5 protein-coding genes are annotated in these 21637 nt (G+C 61.2%); 3 read left to right on the forward strand and 2 right to left on the reverse strand.

The window, feature by feature from the left end:
• Positions 1–7 precede the first annotated feature (7 nt).
• Together ACA043_RS00685 and ACA043_RS00690 are read right to left on the reverse strand one after the other, a co-directional pair.
• A complete protein-coding gene (locus ACA043_RS00685; RefSeq protein ID WP_038369138.1) occupies positions 8–346 on the reverse strand; it encodes a hypothetical protein in 339 nt (112 codons plus the stop codon).
• 146 nt (positions 347–492) lie between these two features.
• Complete coding sequence (locus tag ACA043_RS00690) at positions 493–16125, reverse strand: LapA family giant adhesin (RefSeq protein WP_497658425.1); 15633 nt, start codon at positions 16123–16125, stop codon at positions 493–495.
• A gap of 360 nt (positions 16126–16485) precedes the next feature.
• On the opposite strand from ACA043_RS00690, the gene ACA043_RS00695 reads away from it, so the two are divergent.
• The 3 genes from ACA043_RS00695 to ACA043_RS00705 are packed head-to-tail and all read left to right on the forward strand — an operon-like array spanning position 16486 to position 21386.
• On the forward strand, positions 16486–17838 hold the full coding sequence (locus ACA043_RS00695; RefSeq protein ID WP_187680321.1) for a TolC family outer membrane protein: 1353 nt from the start codon (positions 16486–16488) through the stop codon (positions 17836–17838).
• Positions 17839–17872: 34 nt separating this feature from the next.
• Complete coding sequence (locus ACA043_RS00700; RefSeq protein WP_187680320.1) at positions 17873–20029, forward strand: type I secretion system permease/ATPase; 2157 nt, start codon at positions 17873–17875, stop codon at positions 20027–20029.
• Complete coding sequence (locus tag ACA043_RS00705; protein ID WP_187680319.1) at positions 20019–21386, forward strand: HlyD family type I secretion periplasmic adaptor subunit; 1368 nt, start codon at positions 20019–20021, stop codon at positions 21384–21386. The genes ACA043_RS00700 and ACA043_RS00705 overlap by 11 nt, the downstream gene beginning before the upstream one ends.
• Positions 21387–21637: the final 251 nt, after the last annotated feature.

A 21637-nucleotide genomic window follows, 5' to 3' on the forward strand; every position in this document is an offset into this window, starting at 1 on the left:
TCCCGGGTCAGATCAAGCCGCCTTCATCTTCATCAATGAGCTGGCTCAACCCGCCCAACGCTTCCCGCGCCTGGGTCCGATCCATCAATTTGGCCTGCGCCGCTGGTGGCAGGTCGGTGACGCGGATCACGCCTTTCTGGGTCAGCACCTGAATCAGGTCGTCGAGTACCCGAATCATTTCAAAGTCGCTCTGCTTGAGCTGTTTGAGGCTGTTTTCCACGGCTTCGTTGGCGTACCACGCCTGGATTTCATGGTGATCGGCCGGCAGCGTTTCCGTGGCCTCGGCGTACGCCGCGGCTTCCACGCGAATCAACTGGCCTTGCGCATCGCGTTGCACGTAAAACATTGAGCATCCCTCGGAAATGAACCAGCGTCATGCTGTCAGCAGCATAGCCAACTGCGCGCAAGTATGCGGTGCGGCGATGAAATCGTCACCGTTTCGCCGGGCGCAAACGTGACGGCCGCCCCATAAGGGCGGCCGTTGTTCACGGATCAGCTGTTGTTGTGGTCGACCTTGATGGTCGGGTCGCTGCCGGCAATCAGGTTGTGAATGTTGGCGCTCGACCAGTTGTTGCCTTCCAGTTTGATCGTCACGTCCGGTGTTGCAGCAGCGGCGTCGGCCGAGTTGAACTTGCCGCCCGAGCTGACTTGCAGCGACGACACGCCATCGACCGTGGTGATCTTCAGGAAGTTGTCGATGGTGCTGCCGGTTTCGCCCTGCAACAGATCACGCAGGTCGATACGGTCACCTTCGGCAGCCTTGAAGTCCTTGATCACATCAGTGCCGGTGTCGCCCGATTTCCAGACAAAGGTGTCACCACCCGAACCACCGATCAGGATGTCGTTGCCCTGGCCGCCGATCAATGTGTCGTTGCCGGTGCCGCCGAGCAGGATGTCATTGCCTTTGCCGCCGTCGAGCAGGTCGTTGCCGCCCGAGCCGAACAGGATGTCATTGCCCGCGCCGCCCAGCAGGGTGTCGTTGCCGTCATGCGCACCGGACACATCGAACGCCTGATAGTGCTCGGTGACGTACTGGTGCACGTTGCTGGTGGTGACTTTGCTGACGTCGACGCCGGTTTCCTTGGCCACGAACGCCTGCATCGCCTGATAACCCTCACCGGCAATGCCGTTGAAGCTCACCAGATCGCCAAACAGGATGTCGTTGCCGTCGCCACCGCTGACGGTGTCGTTGCCCGGCATCGTCGCTTCGGTGTGGCCGATGATCGAATTGGCCAGATCTTTCGGATCGATGTTGGTCTGCGGCGTCTTGTCCGAATCGTACGGTTTCAGGTCGTTGAGGCTGACGCCGCTGTTGAGGCCGATGGCTTCAACGTTCGACAGACCGCTGAGCAATGCGAAGCTGCTCGTCGAGTTGTCGGTGGTGGCCGTAGTGGTGCTGCTGCCGGTACCCGAGAGGTTGGAGAACTCGTAGGTGCCGTCGCCCTGAGCGTGCAGTGTGCCGAAGGTCTGGTACGACCAGTTGCTGCCCGACTTGCTCCAGACCGTCACGGAACCCGTCGCACTGATATCGATCTGGTGCGTGCTGTCTGGATACAGACTGACGGCTGTGCCCAACTTGTAGTTGCTGGTGGTGATCAGGCTGTCGAGGGTTTTGTTGCCGTACAGGTACGGGTTGGTCGACTCGCTGCTCTGGTAGTAGGTCGGCTGACCATCGGTAATGAAGTACGTGAGGTTCTTCGCACCGGTGTTGGCCACCGCTTCAGCGCTCTGGAAGAAGTTGGCCGTGGTCTTGAACACGTCCTCGTAGTTTGTGCCACCGCCGGACGTCATCGAGTCCAGCACTGCCTTGAGTTTGGTCAGGGCGTTGGGGTCGTTGAGGTTCACCGACACCGACTGTTTGACCTGGGTATCGAAGTCCACCAGGAAGATGTTCACCGTGCCCGAGTTGCTGCCGCCCAGGCTTTGCTTGAGGGTGTTGAACACCGAAGTCAGCGAGTCCTTCGCGGCGTTGAGCGACGAAGTGCTCATGCTGCCCGAGCTGTCGACCATGAACGCGATGTTGTAGTTGGTGCCAGGCACTACGGTCAGACCGCCGATGTCAGCCACGACGATGTCGTTGCCGTCAGTCCCGGTGACGGTGTCGTCACCTGAAGTCGCGGTCACGGCGTTGTAGACCGCCGGCACCACGGTGACCGGAATGGTCGCTGTGCTGCTCGCCGAGCCGCCCACCGCTTCGGTGGAAGTCGAGGTGACGGTCAGATTGAACTGGCCGTTGTAGTAGGTCGGCGGGGTCACGGTCAGGCTGCCGAGGTTCCAGCCGGTGACGTTGGCTTCGCCATTGCTCGCGGTGACGGTGAAGCTGTGGCCTGCGCCGTCGCTCAGCACCGAACCGACCGGCGCGCCGCTGATCTTCACGCTCAGGGTTTCCGAGCCGTCGGTGTCAGTCAGCGCGGTGGAGACTGCCGACAGTTTCACCGTGGTGCCTTCGGCGCCAGTGTTGAGCTTGTAGCCGTCGTAATAGCCTTCGCCGTTAGTGCCGTGCAGATCGGAGACAGTCACACCGGCATTCACCAGATCCTTCACGCCGGTGTAGATCGGCACGCCGGCGCTGCTCAGGTCGACTGCTGCGCCGCCGTTGATCGACAGGTTGACGTCGTAGCTGCCCGGGCCGCTCTGGTTGTGGTGGTAGATGTCCAGGGTGTAGTAGCCGCTGGTGGTCGGAGTGAACGAACCATTGAGGTTACCGCCCGCGCCCCACGTGATCGAGGCCACGTTCTTGCCGCCGATGGTGACCAGCAAGCTGTCATCGCCGACACCGCTGAAGGTGTAGGTCTTGCCGGCTTCCAGATAGATCAGGCCCGACGTTTTCGAGGCGGTACCGGCGGTCACGCTGCCGTCCGACTGCACGTTGTTCACGGTGCCGCTGGAGTTCGGTGTGCCGGCGCCGTCGATGACGTTTTTCAGCGTGGTCGAATCCGCGCCGTTGCCGTTGGTGCCCAGACCCGACAGACCGGTCCAGACTTCCTTGATCAGCCCGGTGGACTTCACGCTGTTGTCGGCCACGCTCACGGTCGGGGCATCCGCCACTGGCGTGATGTCGATCTTCACGGTGCCGGTGTTGCCCAGCAGTTGGCCGTCGGTTGGCTGGAACTTGATCTGCGCGTAGTCAGCCTGGTTGTTGCCCAGGCCGGTGCCGCCGTAACCGTTCACGCCCGACTCGTTGGCATCCGGCATGAAGCGCAGTTTGCCGGCGTCGATGTCAGCCTTGCTGAAGGTCTGGTTGTTGGCGACGTCTTTCCAGGTCGAACCGTCCAGGTACTGCAGTTTGCCTTCGCCCGGCAGCTGGGTGATTTTCACCCCGAGGCTGCTGGCCGGGCTGTCGACGTCGGTCACACCAAAGGTCGACCAGCCGAGGATCAGCGGGGTGTCTTCGGTGCCGGTGACGTTGACTGGCGCTGCGACTGGCGCGTCGTTGACTGCCACCACGTTGACCGTGGTGGTCGCGGTGTTGGAGTAGTTACCACCGTCAGTCACGGTCACGGTGATGATCCGCGGCACAGTGCTCGGGTCTTCACTGCTGTTGGTGAAGCTGATGTTCTTGATGGCCTGCATGTAGTCGGCCAGTGTCGCGTTGCCCGACAGGGTCAGGGTCACCGTGCCGTTGGTGCTGTTGGCATTGATGGTAATGCCATTGACGCTGTTGCCCAGGTTCAGCGCATCGCCGTCCTGACGATTGGTCAGCACCACAGTCGCGCCAGTCAGCATGGTGCTGTCCGGGTCGGTGATTCTGATATCGGTGTCGGCAATCGACACACCCGCGCCCGGAGTGTTTTCGGTGAAGGTCACCTTGTAGTCGGCACCGGTTGCACCGCTGGAGTTGTTGGCGTCCAGATCGATGACCGGTGGCGCATCGTTGTCGATGATCGAGGTGCTGACGCTGCCATTGGTGCCGCTGACTGCGAGGTTCTCGAAGTTGCCACCGGTGGCCGAGTCGATCTTGACCACGAAGTTCTCGGTACCTTCGGTGATCTTGTCATTGATGGTCGCGACGTTGAACTGCGCGCTGCTGGCGCCTGCCGGGATTTTCACGGTGTACACGCCAGTGAAGTCCGAACCGTCGGCAGCGGTACCGCTGTAGACGATTTTCAGGGTCACTTCGGTTTGCGCCGGGTGGTTCAGGCTGACGGTGTAGCTGGCGGTCTGGCCTTCGGTCACCGAAGTGCTGCCGGTGATGCTGACCGTGGTGGTGTCGACGGTGTCGGTGACGCTGGTCACGGCTGGTGTGTTGCTGGTTACCAGGTTTTCAAAGCCGCCGCCGCTGGTGCCGGTGATGCTCGCCTGCACGGTGCCGGCGTCTTTGTAGACGTCGTCAGCCGGAGCCGGGACGGTCACGGTGCCCGTGGTTTTGCCCGCTTCGATGGTGATCACCGAGCCGTTCGACAGCGTCACGGTCACTGGCGAACCAGCAGCGTTGGTCAGGGTCGCGGTATAGGTGATCTGGCCACCTTCGGCCACAGTGCCCGTGGCGCTCAGCGTCAGGTTGGTGGTGTCGACGGTATCGGTCACGGTGGTGCTGACCGGAGTCTTGTCGGCGACGAGATTCTCGTAGTTACCGCCAGTCACGTTGGTGATCGAGTTGGTCAGCGGCGCGTGGCCGGTCAGCGCATCGTTCGGTGCGGTGGTGGTCACGGTGCCAGTGGTTTTGCCGACTTCGATAGTGATGTTCTGACCGTTGGCCAGGGTCACGGTGACTGGCGAGCCGGTGACTGGAGCGCCCACAGTGGCGGTGTAAGTGACAGTGCCACCCTCGGCCGTTGTACCGGTTGCGGTCAGTCTGACGGTGGTGGTGTCGATGGTATCGGTGACGCTGGTCACGGCTGGCGTCGTGCTCGGCACGAGGTTTTCGAAGTTGCCACCGGTGGCGGTGCTGATCGTGGCCTGCACGGTGCCGGCGTCTTTGTAAACGTCGTCAGTTGGTGCTGGAACGGTCACGGTGCCAGTGGTTTTGCCCGCTTCGATTGTGATCACCGAGCCGTTCGACAGCGTCACGGTCACTGGCGAGCCAGCAGCGTTGGTCAGGGTCGCGGTGTAGGTGATCTGTCCACCTTCGGCCACGGTGCCGGTCGCGCTGAGCGACAGGTTGGTGGTGTCGACTGTGTCGGTGACGGTAGTCGAAACCGGAGTCTTGTCGGCAACAAGATTCTCGTAGTTGCCGCCGCTGACATTGGTGATCGAGTTGGTCAGTGGAGTGTGGCCAGTCAACGCATCGTTCGGTGCGGTGGTGGTCACGGTGCCAGTGGTCTTGCCGATGTCGATAGTGATCTGCTGACCATTGGCCAGGGTCACGACGACAGGCGAGCCAGTCACTGGCGCGCCCACGGTCGCGATGTAGACGACGTTACCGCCTTCTGCCGCAGTGGCGGTTGCGCTCAGTTTCACTGACGTGGTGTCGATGGTGTCGGTGACGCTGGTCACGGCCGGCGTCGTGCTTGGCACGAGGTTTTCGAAGTTGCCGCCGGTGGCGGTGCTGATCGTGGCCTGCACGGTGCTGGCGTCTTTGTAAACGTCGTCAGTTGGTGCTGGAACGGTCACGGTGCCAGTGGTTTTACCGGCGTCGATGGTAATCACAGCGCCGTTCGACAGCGTTACTGTCACCGGCGAACCAGCAGCGTTGGTCAGCGTCGCTGTGTAAACAATCGAACCACCCTCGGCCACAGAACCGGTCGCGCTCAGCGACAGATTGGTGGTGTCGACGGTGTCGGTCACGTTAGTGCTGACCGGGGTTTTGTCGGCCACGAGGTTTTCGTAGTTGCCGCCGGTCACGTTGGTGATCGAATTGGTCAGCGGCGCATGGCCGGTCAACGCATCGTTTGGTGCGGTAGTGGTCGCGGTGCCTGTGGTCTGGCCTACACCGATGGTGATGGTTTGACCATTGGCCAGCGTTACCACAACTGGCGAGCCAGTCACTGGAGCACCGACCGTGGCGGTGTAGACGACGTTGCCGCCCTCTGCCGCAGTAGCCGTTGCCGTTAGTTTCACGGTGGTGGTGTCGATGGTATCGGTAACGCTGGTCACGGCCGGCGTCGTGCTTGGCACGAGGTTTTCGAAGTTGCCGCCGGTGGCGGTGCTGATCGTTGCCTGAACGGTACCGGCGTCTTTGTAGACGTCATCCGATGGAGCAGGAACAGTCACGGTGCCAGTGGTTTTACCGGCGTCGATGGTAATCACAGCGCCGTTCGACAGGGTGACGGTCACTGGCGAGCCAGCAGCGTTGGTCAGCGTCGCTGTATAAACAATCGAGCCACCCTCGGCCACGGAGCCTGTAGCGCTGAGCGACAGATTGGTGGTGTCGACGGTGTCAGTCACGGTGGTGCTGACCGGAGTCTTGTCGGCGACGAGATTCTCGTAATTGCCGCCGGTCACGTTGGTGATCGAGTTGGTCAGTGGAGTGTGGCCAGTCAACGCATCGTTCGGTGCAGTCGTGGTGATGGTACCAGTGGTTTTGCCCACTTCGATGGTGATGTTCTGACCATTGGCCAGAGTCACGACGACAGGCGAACCTGTTACTGGCGCACCGACGGTTGCGGTGTAGACGACGTTGCCGCCCTCTGCCGCAGTAGCCGTTGCCGTCAGTTTCACGGTGGTGGTGTCGATGGTATCGGTAACGCTGGTCACCGCCGGCGTCGTGCTCGGCACCAGGTTTTCGAAGTTGCCACCCGTGGAGGTGGTGATCGTGGCCTGAACGGTGCCAGCGTCTTTGTAGACGTCGTCGGTTGGCGCTGGAACGGTCACGGTGCCGGTGGTTTTACCCGCTTCGATAGTGATCACCGAGCCGTTGCTCAGGGTCACGGTCACTGGCGAGCCAGCGGCGTTGGTCAGAGTCGCGGTGTAGGTGATCTGGCCACCCTCTGCAACCGAATTTGTAGCACTCAGAGACAGGTTGGTGGTGTCGACGGTGTCGGTGACGGTGGTCGAAACCGGCGTTTTGTCGGCCACGAGGTTTTCGTAGTTGCCGCCAGTCACGTTGGTGATCGCGTTGGTCAGTGGAGCATGACCGGTCAACGCATCGTTTGGTGCGGTGGTGGTCGCGGTTCCAGTGGTCTGGCCGACACCAATGGTGATGGTCTGACCGTTGGCCAGCGTTACCACAACTGGCGAGCCAGTCACTGGAGCACCGACCGTGGCGGTGTAGACGACGTTGCCGCCCTCTGCCGCAGTAGCCGTTGCCGTCAGTTTCACGGTGGTGGTGTCGATGGTATCGGTAACGCTGGTCACGGCTGGCGTCGTGCTTGGCACGAGGTTTTCGAAGTTGCCACCGGTGGCGTTGCTGATCGTCGCCTGTACGGTACTGGCGTCTTTGTAGACGTCGTCAGCCGGTGCCGGAACGGTCACGGTGCCGGTGGTTTTACCGGCGTCGATGGTGATCACAGCGCCGTTGGACAGGGTCACGGTGACTGGCGAGCCAGCGGCGTTGGTCAAGGTTGCGGTGTAAACAATCGAACCGCCTTCGGCTACGGTACCGGTCGCGCTCAGCGAGAGATTGGTGGTGTCGACAGTGTCGGTGACATTGGTCGAAACCGGGGTCTTGTCGGCCACCAGGTTCTCGAAGTTGCCACCTGTTACGTCAGTGATCGAGTTGGTTAGCGGAGCGTGGCCCGTCAATGCGTCGTTTGGAGCCGTGGTGGTCGCAGTACCGGTGGTCTGGCCAACGCCAATGGTGATCGTCTGACCGTTGGCCAGGGTTACGACGACCGGCGAGCCAGTGACTGGCGCGCCGACAGTCGCGGTGTAGGTGACGTTGCCACCCTCAGCAGTCGACTCTGTCGCTGTCAGTTTGACGGTGGTGGTGTCGATGGTGTCGGTGACGTTGGTCACTGCCGGTACGGTACTCGGCACCAGGTTTTCGAAGTTGCCACCGGTCGCGGTCGAAATGGTTGCTTCGACTTTGCCGGCGTCTTTGTAAACGTCGTCGGCTGGCGCAGGAACAGTCACCGTGCCGGTGGTTTTACCGGCCTCAATGGTGATCACGGCGCCGTTGGACAGGGTCACGGTGACTGGCGAGCCGGCCGCGTTGGTCAGGGTTGCGGTGTAAACAATCGAACCACCCTCGGCCACGGTACCAGTTGCGCTGAGCGACAGGTTGGTGGTTTCGACGGTATCGGTGACCGTGGTCGAAATCGGGGTCTTGTCGGCCACCAGATTCTCGTAATTGCCGCCGGTTACACCGGTGATCGAGTTGGTCAGCGGCGCCTGACCGGTCAGTGCATCGTTCGGTGCAGTGGTGGTCACGGTGCCGGTGGTTTTACCCACTTCGATGGTGATGTTCTGACCATTTGCCAAGGTCACAACAACCGGCGAACCGGTGACTGGCGCGCCAACCGTCGCGGTGTAAGTGACAGTACCGCCTTCAGCCACTGACGTATCGGCCGTCAGTTTGACCGTCGACGTATCGATGGTGTCGGAGACGTTGGTGACGGCTGGAACAGTGCTCGGCACCAGGTTCTCGAAGTTGCCGCCCGTGGCGTTGGTGATAGTTGCCTGTACGGTACCGGCGTCTTTGTAGACGTCATCGGCAGGCGCAGGAACGGTCACTGTGCCAGTGGTTTTACCCGCTTCGATGGTGATCACGGCGCCGTTCGACAGCGTCACGGTCACTGGCGAACCAGCGGCGTTGGTCAGGGTCGCGGTGTAAGTGATCTGGCCACCCTCGGCCACGGAGCCGGTCGCACTCAGCGACAGGTTAGTCGTGTCGACGGTGTCGGTGACAGTGGTCGAAACCGGTGTTTTGTCGGCAACGAGGTTTTCGTAGTTGCCGCCAGTCACGCCGGTAATCGAGTTGGTGATCGGCGCTTGGCCAGTCAGCGCGTCGTTCGGCGCGGTGAAGGTCACGGTGCCTGTGGTTTTACCCACTTCGATGGTGATGTTCTGACCATTGGCCAGGGTAACGACAACCGGAGAGCCCGTTACCGGCGCGCCAACAGTCGCGGTGTAGGTGACAGCGCCACCCTCAGCCGCCGACTCGGTCGCAGTCAGTTTGACGGTGGTGGTGTCGATGGTGTCGGTGACGTTGGTGACGGCTGGAACAGTGCTCGGCACCAAATTCTCGAAGTTGCCACCGGTTGCCGTGGAAATGGTCGCCTCGACCTTGCCGGCGTCTTTGTAGACGTCATCGGTTGGCGCAGGAACTGTCACGGTGCCAGTGGTTTTACCGGCCTCGATGGTGATCACGGCGCCATTGGAAAGCGTCACGGTTACCGGCGTGCCTGCCGGGTTGGTCAGCGTTGCGGTGTAAACGATCGAACCGCCTTCAGCCACCGAGTCGGTCGCGGTCAGGTTCAGGTTGGTGGTGTCGGTGGTGTCCGACACGGTGGTGTCGGCGGACTTGCCGTCGACCGCCAGTTTTTCGTAGTTGCCGCCAGTGGCGCCGTCGATGGTCACGCTCAGGGAGCTGCCGCCCGCCAGTGGGCTGTTCGGCGCGACGAAGTTCACGGTGCCACTGGTTTCGCCGACCGCGATGGTGATGGTCTGGCCGTTGGACAGCGTCACCACGACTGGCGAGCCGGTCACTGGCGCGGTCACGGTCGCGGTGTAGACCACGGTTTCGCCTTCGGCGACGTTCGTGGTGGCGGTCAGCGATACGGTGGAGGTGTCGATGGTGTCGTTGACGGTGGTCACCGCCGGCACAGTGCTCGGCACCAGATTCTCGAAGTTGCCGCCGGTAGCAGTGGAAATAGTCGCTTCGACTTTACCGGCATCTTTGTAGACGTCATCGGCTGGCGCAGCAACAGTCACGGTGCCGGTAGTTTTACCGGCCTCGATGGTGATCACGGCGCCGTTGCTCAGCGTCACGGTCACTGGCGTGCCGGCAGCGTTGGTGAGGGTCGCGGTGTAGGTGATCTGGCCGCCTTCATTCACCGAACCGGTAGCGCTGAGCGACAGGTTAGTGGTGTCGGTGGTGTCGGTCACGGTGGTGCTGACCGGGGTTTTGTCGGCCACGAGGTTTTCGTAGTTGCCGCCACTCACGCCGGTGATCGCGTTGGTCAGCGGCGCATTGCCGGTCAATGCATCGTTCGGCGCCGTGAAGGTCACGGTGCCCGTGGTTTTGCCGACTTCGATGGTGATGTTCTGACCGTTGGCCAGGGTCACGACAACCGGCGAACCGGTGACTGGCGCGCCGACAGTCGCGGTGTAAGTGACGGTGCCACCTTCCGCCGCAGACTCGGTAGCGGTCAGTTTGACGGTCGAGGTGTCGATGGTGTCAGTGACGTTGGTCACGGCTGGCGTGGTGCTTGGAACCAGATTCTCGAAATTGCCGCCAGTAGCTTCTTTGATGGTGACTTCGACTTTGCCGGCGTCTTTATAGACGTCATCGGCAGGCGCAGGAACAGTCACGGTGCCAGTGGTTTTACCCGCCTCGATGGTGATCACCGAGCCGTTCGAAAGCGTCACGGTTACCGGCGTGCCGGCCGGGTTGGTCAGTGTCGCGGTGTAAACAATCGAACCGCCCTCGGCCACGGAGCCGGTCGCACTCAGCGACAGGTTAGTGGTGTCGACGGTGTCGGTCACCGAGGTCACGGCCGGGGTCTTGTCGGCAACCAGATTCTCGTAATTGCCGCCGCTGGCGTTGTCGATCTTCACGCTCAGCGTGTTGCCGCCGGCCAATGCATCGTTCGGCGCAGTGAAGTTGACGCTGCCGCTGCTGGCGCCGACCGGGATAGTGATGGTCTGGCCGTTGGACAGGGTCACGACAACCGGCGAACCGGTCACCGGAGCAGTCACGGACGCGGTGTAAACCACCACGCCACCTTCAACGGTTCCGGCGGTGGCGGTCAGCGAGACGGTGCTGTTGTCGATGGTGTCGGTGACGTTGGTCACCGCTGGTGTCTTGTCGACGACCAGGTTTTCGAAGTTGCCACCGGTAGTCTTGGTGATGCTGGCGTCGACTTTGCCGGCGTCCTTGTACACGTCATCGGCCGGGGCCGCGACGGTGGCGGTGCCGGTAGTCGCGCCTTTGGCGATGTTGATCACCGCGCCGTTGCTCAGGGTCACGGTCATGGCCGTGCCGGCGGCATTGGTCAGGGTCGCGGTGTAGATAATCGAACCGCCCTCGGCGACCGAACCGGTGGCGCTCAGGCTGATATTGGTGGTGTCGACCGTGTCGGTGACGGTGGTAACCACCGCCGAGCGGTTGGCATCGACCTGCTCGAAGTTGCCGCCGCTGTGGCTGGCAATCGCGGTCTGCACCTTGCCGCCGTCGATGTACGGGGTGTTCGCCGGCGCTGCGAAGTTCACCGAGCCGCTAGTGGCGCCGGCAGCGATGTTGATCACCGCGCCGTTGGCCAGGGTCACGGTCATGGCGGTGCCGGCCGGATTGCTCAGGGTCGCGGTGTAGGTAATCTGGCCACCTTCGCTGACGGTGTCGCTGGCGCTCAGGGTCAATGTGGTCTTGTCGACGGTGTCATTGACGGTGGTGCTGACCGGGGTCTTGCTGACGTCGAGCTTCTCGAAGTTGCCGCCAGTGGCATCGGTCATGGTCACGGTGAGCTTGCTGACGTCTTTGTAGACGTCATCGCTCGGCGCCGCGATGGTCACCGAACCGCTGGTTTTACCAGCCTCGATGGTGATGGTCTGGCCATTGCTCAGGTTGACGGTCACCGGGGTTTGCGCGGCGTTGGTCAGGGTCGCGGTGTAGGTAATCGACGTGCCTTCGAGCACATAGCTTTCAGCGCTGAGGGTGAGGTGCGTGGTGTTGACGGTGTCGGCGACGTTGGTCACCGCTGGCGTCGGATTGGCCACCAGGTTTTCGAAATTGCCGCCCGTGGTCTCTTTGATCGTCACTTCGACTTTGCCGGCATCTTTGTAGACGTCATCGGCTGGCGCCGGAACGGTTACGGTGCCGGTAGTCTTGCCAGCTTCGATGGTGATGGTCGAGCCGTTGCTCAGGGTCACGGTCACCGGGGTGCCGGCCGGGTTGGTCAGCGTAGCGGTGTAGACGATCTGCCCGCCTTCGTTGACGTTGCCGGTGGCGGTCAGCGAAACGGTGGTGGTGTCGACGGTGTCGGTGACGGTGGTGCTGACCGGGGTTTTGTCGGCCACGAGGTTTTCGTAGTTGCCGCCGCTGACGTTGGTGATCGAGTTGGTCAGCGGTGCATGACCGGCCAATACGTCGTTCGGTGCAGTGGTGGTGACGGTGCCGGAGGTCTTGCCGACTTCGATGGTGATGTTCTGACCGTTGGCCAGGGTCACCACGACGGGTGAACCGGTCACCGGCGCGCCAACAGTCGCGGTGTAGGTGACGGTGCCACCTTCAGCGGCAGTTTCGGTAGCGCTCAGTTTTACCGTCGAGGTGTCGATGGTGTCTGTGACGTCGGTGACGGCCGGAACGGTGCTTGGCACCAGATTCTCGAAGTTGCCGCCCGTGGCGTCCTTGATGGTCACTTCGACTTTGCCGGCGTCTTTGTAGACGTCATCGGCAGGCGCCGGAACGGTCACGGTGCCAGTGGTTTTGCCCGCTTCGATGGTGATGACCGAGCCGTTGCTCAAGGTCACGGTCACCGGCGAGCCAGCGGCGTTGGTCAGCGTCGCGGTGTAGACGATCGAGCCACCCTCGTCCACGGAGCCGGTCGCGCTGAGGGACAGATTGGTGGTGTCGACGGTGTCGGTGACGGTGGTCGAAACCGGCGTCTTGTCGGCCACGAGGTTTTCGTAGTTACCGCCGCTGACGTTGGTGATCGAGTTGGTCAGTGGGGCTTGGCCAGTCAGCGCATCGTTCGGTGCGGTGGTGGTGACGGTGCCTGTGGTTTTGCCGACTTCGATGGTGATGTTCTGACCGTTGGCCAGGGTGACAGTCACTGGCGAACCGGTCACTGGCGCGCCCACAGTGGCAGTATAGGTGACGGTGCCACCTTCAGCGACCGACTCGGTGGCGGTCAGTTTTACGCTGGTGGTGTCAACGGTGTCGGTGACTTCGGTAACGGCTGGAACGGTGCTTGGCACCAGATTCTCGAAGTTGCCGCCGGTGGCGTCCTTGATGGTGACTTCGACTTTGCCGGCGTCTTTATAGACGTCATCGGCAGGTGCCGGAACGGTCACGGTGCCGGTGGTTTTGCCCGCCTCGATGGTGATGACTGAGCCGTTGCTCAGGGTCACGGTGACTGGCGAACCAGCGGCGTTGGTCAAGGTCGCGGTGTAAGTAATCTGGCCACCTTCCACCACTGAGCCGGTAGCGCTCAGCGACAGATTGGTGGTGTCGGTGGTGTCAGTCACCGTGGTGCTGACTGGCGTCTTGTCGGCAACGAGATTCTCGTAATTGCCGCCCGTCACGTTGGTGATTGCATTGGTCACTGGAGCCTGGCCAACCAGCGCATCATTCGGCGCAGTGAAGGTCACGGTGCCGGTGGTTTTACCCACTTCGATGATGATGTTCTGGCCGTTGGCCAAGGTCACCACAACCGGCGAACCGGTAACCGGCGCGCCAACGGTGGCGGTGTAGGTGACTGTGCCGCCTTCAGCAACCGAGGTGTCTGCAGTCAGTTTGACGGTCGAAGTGTCGATGGTATCGGTCACTTCGGTCACGGCAGGCGTGGTGCTCGGCACCAGGTTCTCGAAGTTGCCGCCGGTGGCCTTGTCGATGGTCACTTCTACTTTGCCGGCGTCTTTATAGACGTCATCGGCCGGCGCCGGAACGGTCACGGTGCCCGTGGTTTTGCCCGCTACGATGGTGATCACCGAGCCGTTGCTCAGCGTCACGGTAACCGGCGAACCGGCAGCGTTGGTCAACGTCGCGGTGTAAACGATCGAACCGCCTTCAGCCACGGAACCAGTCGCGCTCAGGGACAGATTGGTGGTGTCGACGGTATCGGTGACGGTGGTCGAAACCGGGGTCTTGTCGGCCACGAGATCTTCGTAGTTGCCGCCAGACACGCCAGTGATCGAGTTGCTCAGCGGTGCATTACCGGTCAACGCATCGTTTGGCGCGGTGAAGGTCACGGTGCCGGTGGTTTTACCGACTTCGATGGTGATGCTTTGACCATTGGCCAGCGTCACCACGACCGGCGAACCGGTCACTGGCGCGCCAACGGTGGCGGTGTAAGTGACGGTGCCGCCTTCAGCCACCGACGTATCGGCGCTCAGTTTGACGGTCGAAGTGTCGATGGTGTCGGTCACTTCGGTTACGGCCGGGGTGGTGCTCGGAACGAGGTTCTCGAAGTTGCCGCCGGTGGCGTCCTTGATCGTCACTTCAACTTTGCCGGCGTCTTTATAGACGTCATCGGCTGGCGCCGGAACGGTCACGGTGCCGGTGGTCTTGCCCGCTTCAATGGTGATCACCGAGCCATTGCTCAGGGTCACGGTCACCGGGGTTTGCGCGGCGTTGGTCAGGGTCGCGGTGTAAACGATCGAACCGCCTTCAGCCACAGAACCGGTCGCGCTCAGCGACAGATTAGTGGTGTCGACCGAGTCGGTAATGGTGGTGGTCGCTGGCGTCGGGTTCGGCACCAGATTTTCAAAGTTGCCACCGGTAGCGCCGGTGATGGTGGTGCTGACGGTGCTGCCATTGTTGTAGACGTCGTTGGCCGCAGTCGGCACGTTGACGCTGCCGCTGGTTTTGCCAGCTTCAATGGTGATGGTCGAGCCGTTCGACAGGGTAATGGTGACCGGCGTTTGCGCAGCGTTGGTCAGGGTTGCGGTGTAGGTGATCTGGCCACCTTCGACGACGGTGCCGGTCGCGGTGAGGCTGACGCTGGTGGTGTCGATCGAATCGGTAACGGTGGTGGTCGCTGGCGTGGTGTTCGGCACCAGGTTTTCGAAGTTGCCACCTGTGGCGCCGGTAATCGTCGTGCTGACGGTGCCGCCATTGTTGTAGACGTCGTTTGGCGCGGTCGGCACGTTGACGGTGCCGGTAGTCTGGCCCGCGCCAATGGTGATGGTCGAACCGTTCGACAGGGTGACGGTGACCGGGGTTTGCGCCGGGTTGGTCAGGGTCGCGGTGTAGGTGATCTGGCCGCCTTCGACGACGCTGCCGGTGGCGGTCAGGGTCAGGCCGGTGTTATCGATCGAGTCGGTGATGGTGGTCACCGCCGGTGTCGGGTTCGGCACCAGGTTCTCGAAGTTACCGCCCGTGGCACCAGTGATGGTGGTGGTGACGGTGCTGCCGTTGTTATAGACGTCGTTGGCCGGGGTCGGCACGTTGACGGTGCCGGTGGTCTGGCCGGCGCCGATGGTAATGGTCGAGCCGTTCGACAGGGTGACGGTCACCGGGGTTTGCGCCGGGTTGGTCAGGGTTGCTGTGTAGGTGATCTGCCCGCCTTCGGTAACGCTCGGGCCGGCCGTCAGGGTGACGGTGGTGGTGTCGAGGGTGTCGGTGACCTGAGTCGTGGCCGGGGTGGTTGGCGGGGTCACAGTGATGCCGTTGCCGCCAGTGGTGCCGGTGACGGTCACGTCGATCTGGGTCGGGTCGTTATAAACGGTGTCGTTCGGCGCCAATGGCACGTTGACGGTGCCGGTGGTGGAACCGGCCGGGATCAGGATCACCGCGCCGTTGGACAGGGTGATGGTCAGGTCGGTCAGCGGCGCTTGGGTCAGGGTCGCGGTGTAGACCAGCACGCCGCCGGCTTCGGTAATGGTCGGCGTGGCGCTGAGGCTCAGGGTCGACTCACGCAGGGCGTTGGTGGTGTCGGTGGTCTGGCCGCCAGTGATGTCTTGCGCAATTTGGCCCGCAGCGTTGATGCCCGCCGTAGGGAAGCCAATGGTCGGATCAACGCGGCCCGCCGTGGCATCGAGCATCACAAAGCTGTGACCGCCACCCGCCGCGCCGCCCGTACCTGCGGCGGTTGCGCCGGCAGCGGTGGCTTCAAGTGCGGTAGTCGGGTCGACGCCCGCAGCGATGGCTTGCTGCAGTTCTTCTACCGACGGCGCCGCCTGCGCGGTGGCTTCGGCCAGGTCAGTGCTGGAGTCGGGCGCGTTGGCGCTCCACTGGGTTTCACGGCCCAGATCCAGGGTGCGGCCATCAGCCAGTTCCAGCGACACGGCGCCCGACAGACCGGTGTCGATCTGATCGCCGACAAACAGTCGGTCGCCTTCAACGAGTACGCGACGTACGCCCTCTGGGGACACCACGAATACCTGACCGACAATGCTTTTGACGATGGCAACAACACTGCTCATTGAAGACTCTCCGGGGTGTCACGTTCAGTTGACTTCCATGGACCTGATGGCATGGATGCCGATTCAGTCTGGACGTACTTTAAAAATTTGCTAAACAAGTTTTGACGCATACGTTCGTCAATAATTTGGCTATATTATTTCGCGATTAACTTTATGCCAAACTATTGACCTTATGGGTGCCATCCTAAACAATCGCCCCACTAATGTCACATTGATATTTCCGCGGCGACCTGTCCTTTTGCGTGTGATCCAGTTCCTGTTTCGAACTTTCCGACATACGGTCAATCCGGTTGCCAATCATCCGACGCAGCAGCACGTTTAGCTGTGATTCAAGACAAGTAGTTCTGGGAAATCGTTACCATGCGTTCGCATTTGTTCAAGGCTCTACCCTTCGCTCTCGCCGCGTCTTTCGCACAAGCACAATCCTTACCAGAAGCCATGCAACAGGCATTGGATGTCCATCCGGAAATCCAGGCAGGGGTCAACAGTCGTTTAGCTGCGGATTATCAATTAAAGGCAGCAAAGGGGGGATACCTGCCCAAGGTCGATCTGCTGGGCGGTTATGGCCGTGAAGGCACCGACAGCGTAACCACCCGCGCCAACGGTGGCGGCAATCATTGGGAAACCCTGAACCGCAGCGAGTCAAGTTTACGTCTTTCGCAAATGGTCTTTGACGGTTTTGCGACCTCCAGTGAAGTCGGGCGTCAACAAGCCAACGTTAACTCCCGCGCTTACTCGCTGCTGGGCACCTCGGAGCGCACGGCGTTAACCGTGGCCCAGGTTTATCTGGATGTGCTGACCCGCCGCGAATTCGTGCGACTGGCTGAAGAAAACCTCAAGAGCCACCAGCGCATTTATGACCAGATTCAGCTGCGTACCCAGCGTGGCGTGGGCAGTGGCGCCGACCTCGATCAGGCCGAAGCGCGGATGGCTCAGGCCCGCAACAACCTGATCACCGAGCAGACCAACCTCGCCGACTCCGAGACCAACTTCCTCAGCGCCGTCGGCCAGATGCCTGATCAATTGGAGCGTCCGGCGCCGTTCATGGCGATGATGCCGGCCAACCTCAACGAAGCGCGCGCGCAAATGCTGGAAAACAGCCCGATCCTGCGCTCGGCCGAGTCCGACATCGCTGCTGCAGAGAAGCAATACCAAACCGCCAAGTCGACGTTCTACCCACGCTTCGACGCCGAACTGGGCCGCACCGCCGACAACGATCTCGACGGCCAGAACGGCCACAGCAACGAATGGCAGGCCATGTTGCGCATGCGCTTCAACCTGTATTCGGGCGGTAGCAACAAAGCTGATCTGGAATCCAAGTCGTACCTGTCAAACCAGGCGCTGGACATCCGCAACAACGCCCTGCGTCAGTTGAATGAAGAGCTGGGCCTGGCCTGGAACGCCCTGAACAACGCTAACGCCCAGGTGCCAATCGCTCAGCAATACGTCGATCACAGCACCTCGGTGCGTACCGCCTACCAGCGTCAGTTCAGCCTCGGCGAACGTACCTTGCTCGACTTGCTCGACAGCGAAAACGAGTTGTTCACCGCTTCGCGGCGTCTGGCTGAAATCAAAAACATTCAGTTATTTACTCAATACCGAATCAAGGCGACCATGGGCGAGTTGCTCAGAAGCCAGGGAGTGGTCGCACCGTTGGCATCCGTTGTGCAGAACGACGTGAAGCCCAAGGTCCAGTTGCCTGGGATGAATTGAGTTATCCCTTTTCAATTGCCAAAGAGTGTCGAGCGTGGAATCAGAAGTCAGTCGAGTTCATCTCAGTCATGATCCACGCGCGTTGCACGACGATCCGTTACTGGACGGTCTGCTAGCCCTTTGCATGCTGCACCAGAAACCCGCCAGCGCCGCGATGCTGACCACCGGCCTGCCGCTGCCCAAACAACGTCTGAGTGTCGAGTTGCTGCCCCGCGCGGCGGCTCGCGCCGGCCTGCAAGGTCGGGTGCTGCAACGCAAGCTGGAAGAGATTCCGGCGATCGCCATGCCGGCGTTGTTGCTGCTCAAGGACGGCCGCAGTGCCGTACTGCTTGGCTGGCAGGATGAAAACCAGGCCCGGGTGCTGCTCAGCGAAAGCGATGGCGGCGAATCGGTGGTCAGCCGCGAACTGCTTGCCGATGACTACACCGGCAAAGTCTTCTTCGCCCAGCCGCAACACAAATTCGACGTCAACCACGGCACGCTGATTCCACGCGCCCGCTCGTGGTTCCGCGACACCCTCAAGCGTTCGCGCTGGCTTTACGCCGACGCCATCGCCGCCAGTTTCCTGATCAACATCATTGCCATGGCCGCGCCGCTGTTCGTGATGAACGTCTACGACCGCGTAGTGCCAAACCAGGCCGAAGCGACCCTCTGGGTGCTGGCGCTGGGCATCACCGGCGCCTACATCTTCGACCTGATCCTCAAAAGCCTGCGCAGCCTGTGCCTGGATCTGGCCGGCAAGAAAACCGACCTGATCATCTCTGCGACGCTGTTCGAACGCATCGTCGGCATGGCCATGAAATACCGCCCGGCGCGGGTCGGCAGCTTCGCCCAGAACATCCACGAGTTTCAGAGCCTGCGTGACTTCCTCGCTTCGCTGACCCTGACCAGCCTGATCGATTTGCCGTTCACCATCCTGATCTTCATCGTCATCGCCATTCTTGGCGGGCATCTGGTGTGGATTCCGGTGCTGGCGTTCCCGATCGCTCTGCTGATCGGTTATGCGTTGCAGAAGCCGTTGGTGGCGACCATGGAACGAACCATGGCCCTCGGCGCCGAGCGTCAATCGAGCCTGATCGAAACCCTCGCCGGCCTCGACGCGGTGAAGGTCAACAACGCCGAAAGCGAACGCCAATACCAGTGGGAACAAACCATCGGCACCCTCAGCCGCTTGGAGCTGCGGGTGAAAATGCTGTCCGGTCTGGCGATGAACATCACCCTGCTGATCCAGCAACTGGCCGGGGTGATCATGATTGTCTTCGGCGTCTATCAGATCATCGACGGTCATCTGAGCATGGGCGGCCTGATTGCCTGCTACATGCTCAGCGGCCGCGCACTGAGCCCGCTGGCCTCGCTATCCGGTCTGCTGACCCGATATCAACAAGCTCGGGTGACCATGACCTCGGTCGACCAGATGATGGAGCTGCCGCAAGAACGCAACTTCGAAGAGCGCCCACTGAGCCGCAAGGTTCTGCAAGGCGCCATCGAATGCCGTCAACTCAACTTCACCTACCCGGAACAACAGAACCCGGCGTTGAAGAACATCAATCTGGTGATTCGTCCCGGCGAGAAGATCGGCATCATCGGCCGCAGCGGTTCGGGCAAGAGTTCGCTGGCGAAACTGTTGGTGGGCTTGTATCAGCCGGACGACGGCGCGTTGCTGGTCGACGGCGTGGATATTCGCCAGATCGACGTCAGCGAACTGCGCTACAACATCGGCTACGTGCCGCAGGACATCCAGTTGCTCGCCGGCACCCTGCGCGACAACCTTGTCTCCGGCGCGCGCTATGTAGAAGACGAGCTGGTACTGCAAGCCGCTGAACTGGCCGGCGTTCACGAATTCGCCCGTCTGCATCCGCAAGGGTATGAACTGCAAGTCGGCGAGCGCGGGCAGAACCTGTCGGGCGGCCAACGCCAGAACGTCGCCCTGGCCCGGGCATTGTTGCTCAATCCGCCGATTCTGTTGATGGATGAGCCGACCAGCGCCATGGACAACACCGGTGAAGAACGCCTCAAGCAACGTCTCGCGGCGGTGATTGAAAACAAGACCGTGGTGCTGGTGACACACCGGGCATCACTGCTGTCGCTGGTGGATCGCCTGCTGGTGATCGACCGTGGACAGATTCTCGCCGATGGCCCGAAAGCCGCCGTGATGGAAGCGTTGAAGAAGGGGCAGATCAGTGTTGCTTAAGTCGGGTGTCAAGGATTCGATCCGTCGTTACTTCAAAGGCTCCGCTTCGTTGCAGGGCCAGCCGCTGCCGGAGGTCAACAAGGCGCTGATCGAAGACGCCCCGCGCGTCGTTCGCCTGACCATCTGGGCGATCATCGGCTTCTTCGTCTTTCTGATGCTCTGGGCCAATTTCGCCGTGATCGACGAAGTGACCAAGGGCGACGGCAAGGCCATTCCTTCGTCCAAGATCCAGAAAATCCAGAACCTTGAGGGCGGGATCGTCGCCGAACTGTTCGTCAAGGAAGGCCAGATCGTCGAGGCCGGCGCGCCGCTGATTCGTCTGGACGACACACGATTTGCCTCCAACGTCGGCGAAACCGAAGCGGATCGGCAGTCGATGTTGCTGCGCGTGGAGCGCCTTAGCGCCGAAGTCGATGACCGTCCGTTGAATTTCCCGGAAGACGTAGTCAAAGCGGTGCCGGGTCAGGCCAAGAGCGAAGAATCCCTGTACATCAGCCGCCGCCAGCAATTGCACGACGAGATCGGCGGGTTGCAGGAGCAGTTGATCCAGCGCCAGCAAGAGCTGCGCGAATTCAGCTCCAAGCAGGCGCAATATCGCCAGCAACTTGGCCTGCAACGGCAGGAAATCAACATGTCCGAGCCACTGGTGGCGCAGGGCGCGGTATCCCCAGTAGAAGTGCTGCGTCTCAAGCGTGCCGAAGTGGAAACCCGTGGTCAGCTCGACGCCACGACTCTGGCTATTCCCCGCGCTGAATCGGCGATCAAGGAAGTACAGCGCAAGATCGACGAGACTCGCGGCAAATTCCGCAGCGAAGCGCTGACCCAGCTCAACGAAGCCCGCACCGACCTGAACAAGGCCCAGGCCACCGGCAAAGCGCTGGAAGACCGGGTCAGCCGTACGCTGGTCACCTCGCCGGTACGCGGCATCGTCAACAAGTTGCTGGTCAATACCATCGGCGGCGTGATCCAGCCGGGCAGCGACATGGTAGAAATCGTGCCGCTGGACGACACCTTGCTGGTCGAAGCCAAGATCCGCCCGCAGGACATCGCGTTCCTGCATCCGGGGCAGGAAGCGATCGTGAAATTCACCGCGTATGACTACACCATCTACGGCGGGCTGAAAGCCCAGTTGGAGCAGATCGGCGCCGACACCATCACCGACGAAGACAAGAAAACCACCTACTACATCATCAAAGTGCGCACCGAACGCAGCCACTTGGGCACCGATGAGAAGCCGTTGCTGATCATTCCAGGGATGGTGGCGTCGGTGGATATCATCACCGGCAAGAAGTCGGTGTTGAGTTATCTGCTCAAGCCGATCATTCGGGCGCGGGCCGAGGCGTTGCACGAGCGGTAGATCTTCATTGGCCTAACTGGCCTCATCGCTGGCAAGCCAGCTCCCACAGGTCCCGATGTTGAACACATAATCGTGTTCCAACCGAGAACCCTGTGGGAGCTGGCTTGCCAGCGATGGCGTCATTGAAATCACCACATTTCGCCAATAAGTGACACAAATCGTCACTCACCATCCCGTCCATTCCTCACCATTCGCCATATCGTTATTCGCTAACGGTATTTAATTTCCAATTCTTATAGCTATAAAGTCAC

The sequence above is a fragment of the Pseudomonas sp. LBUM1648 genome, assembly GCF_059716145.1.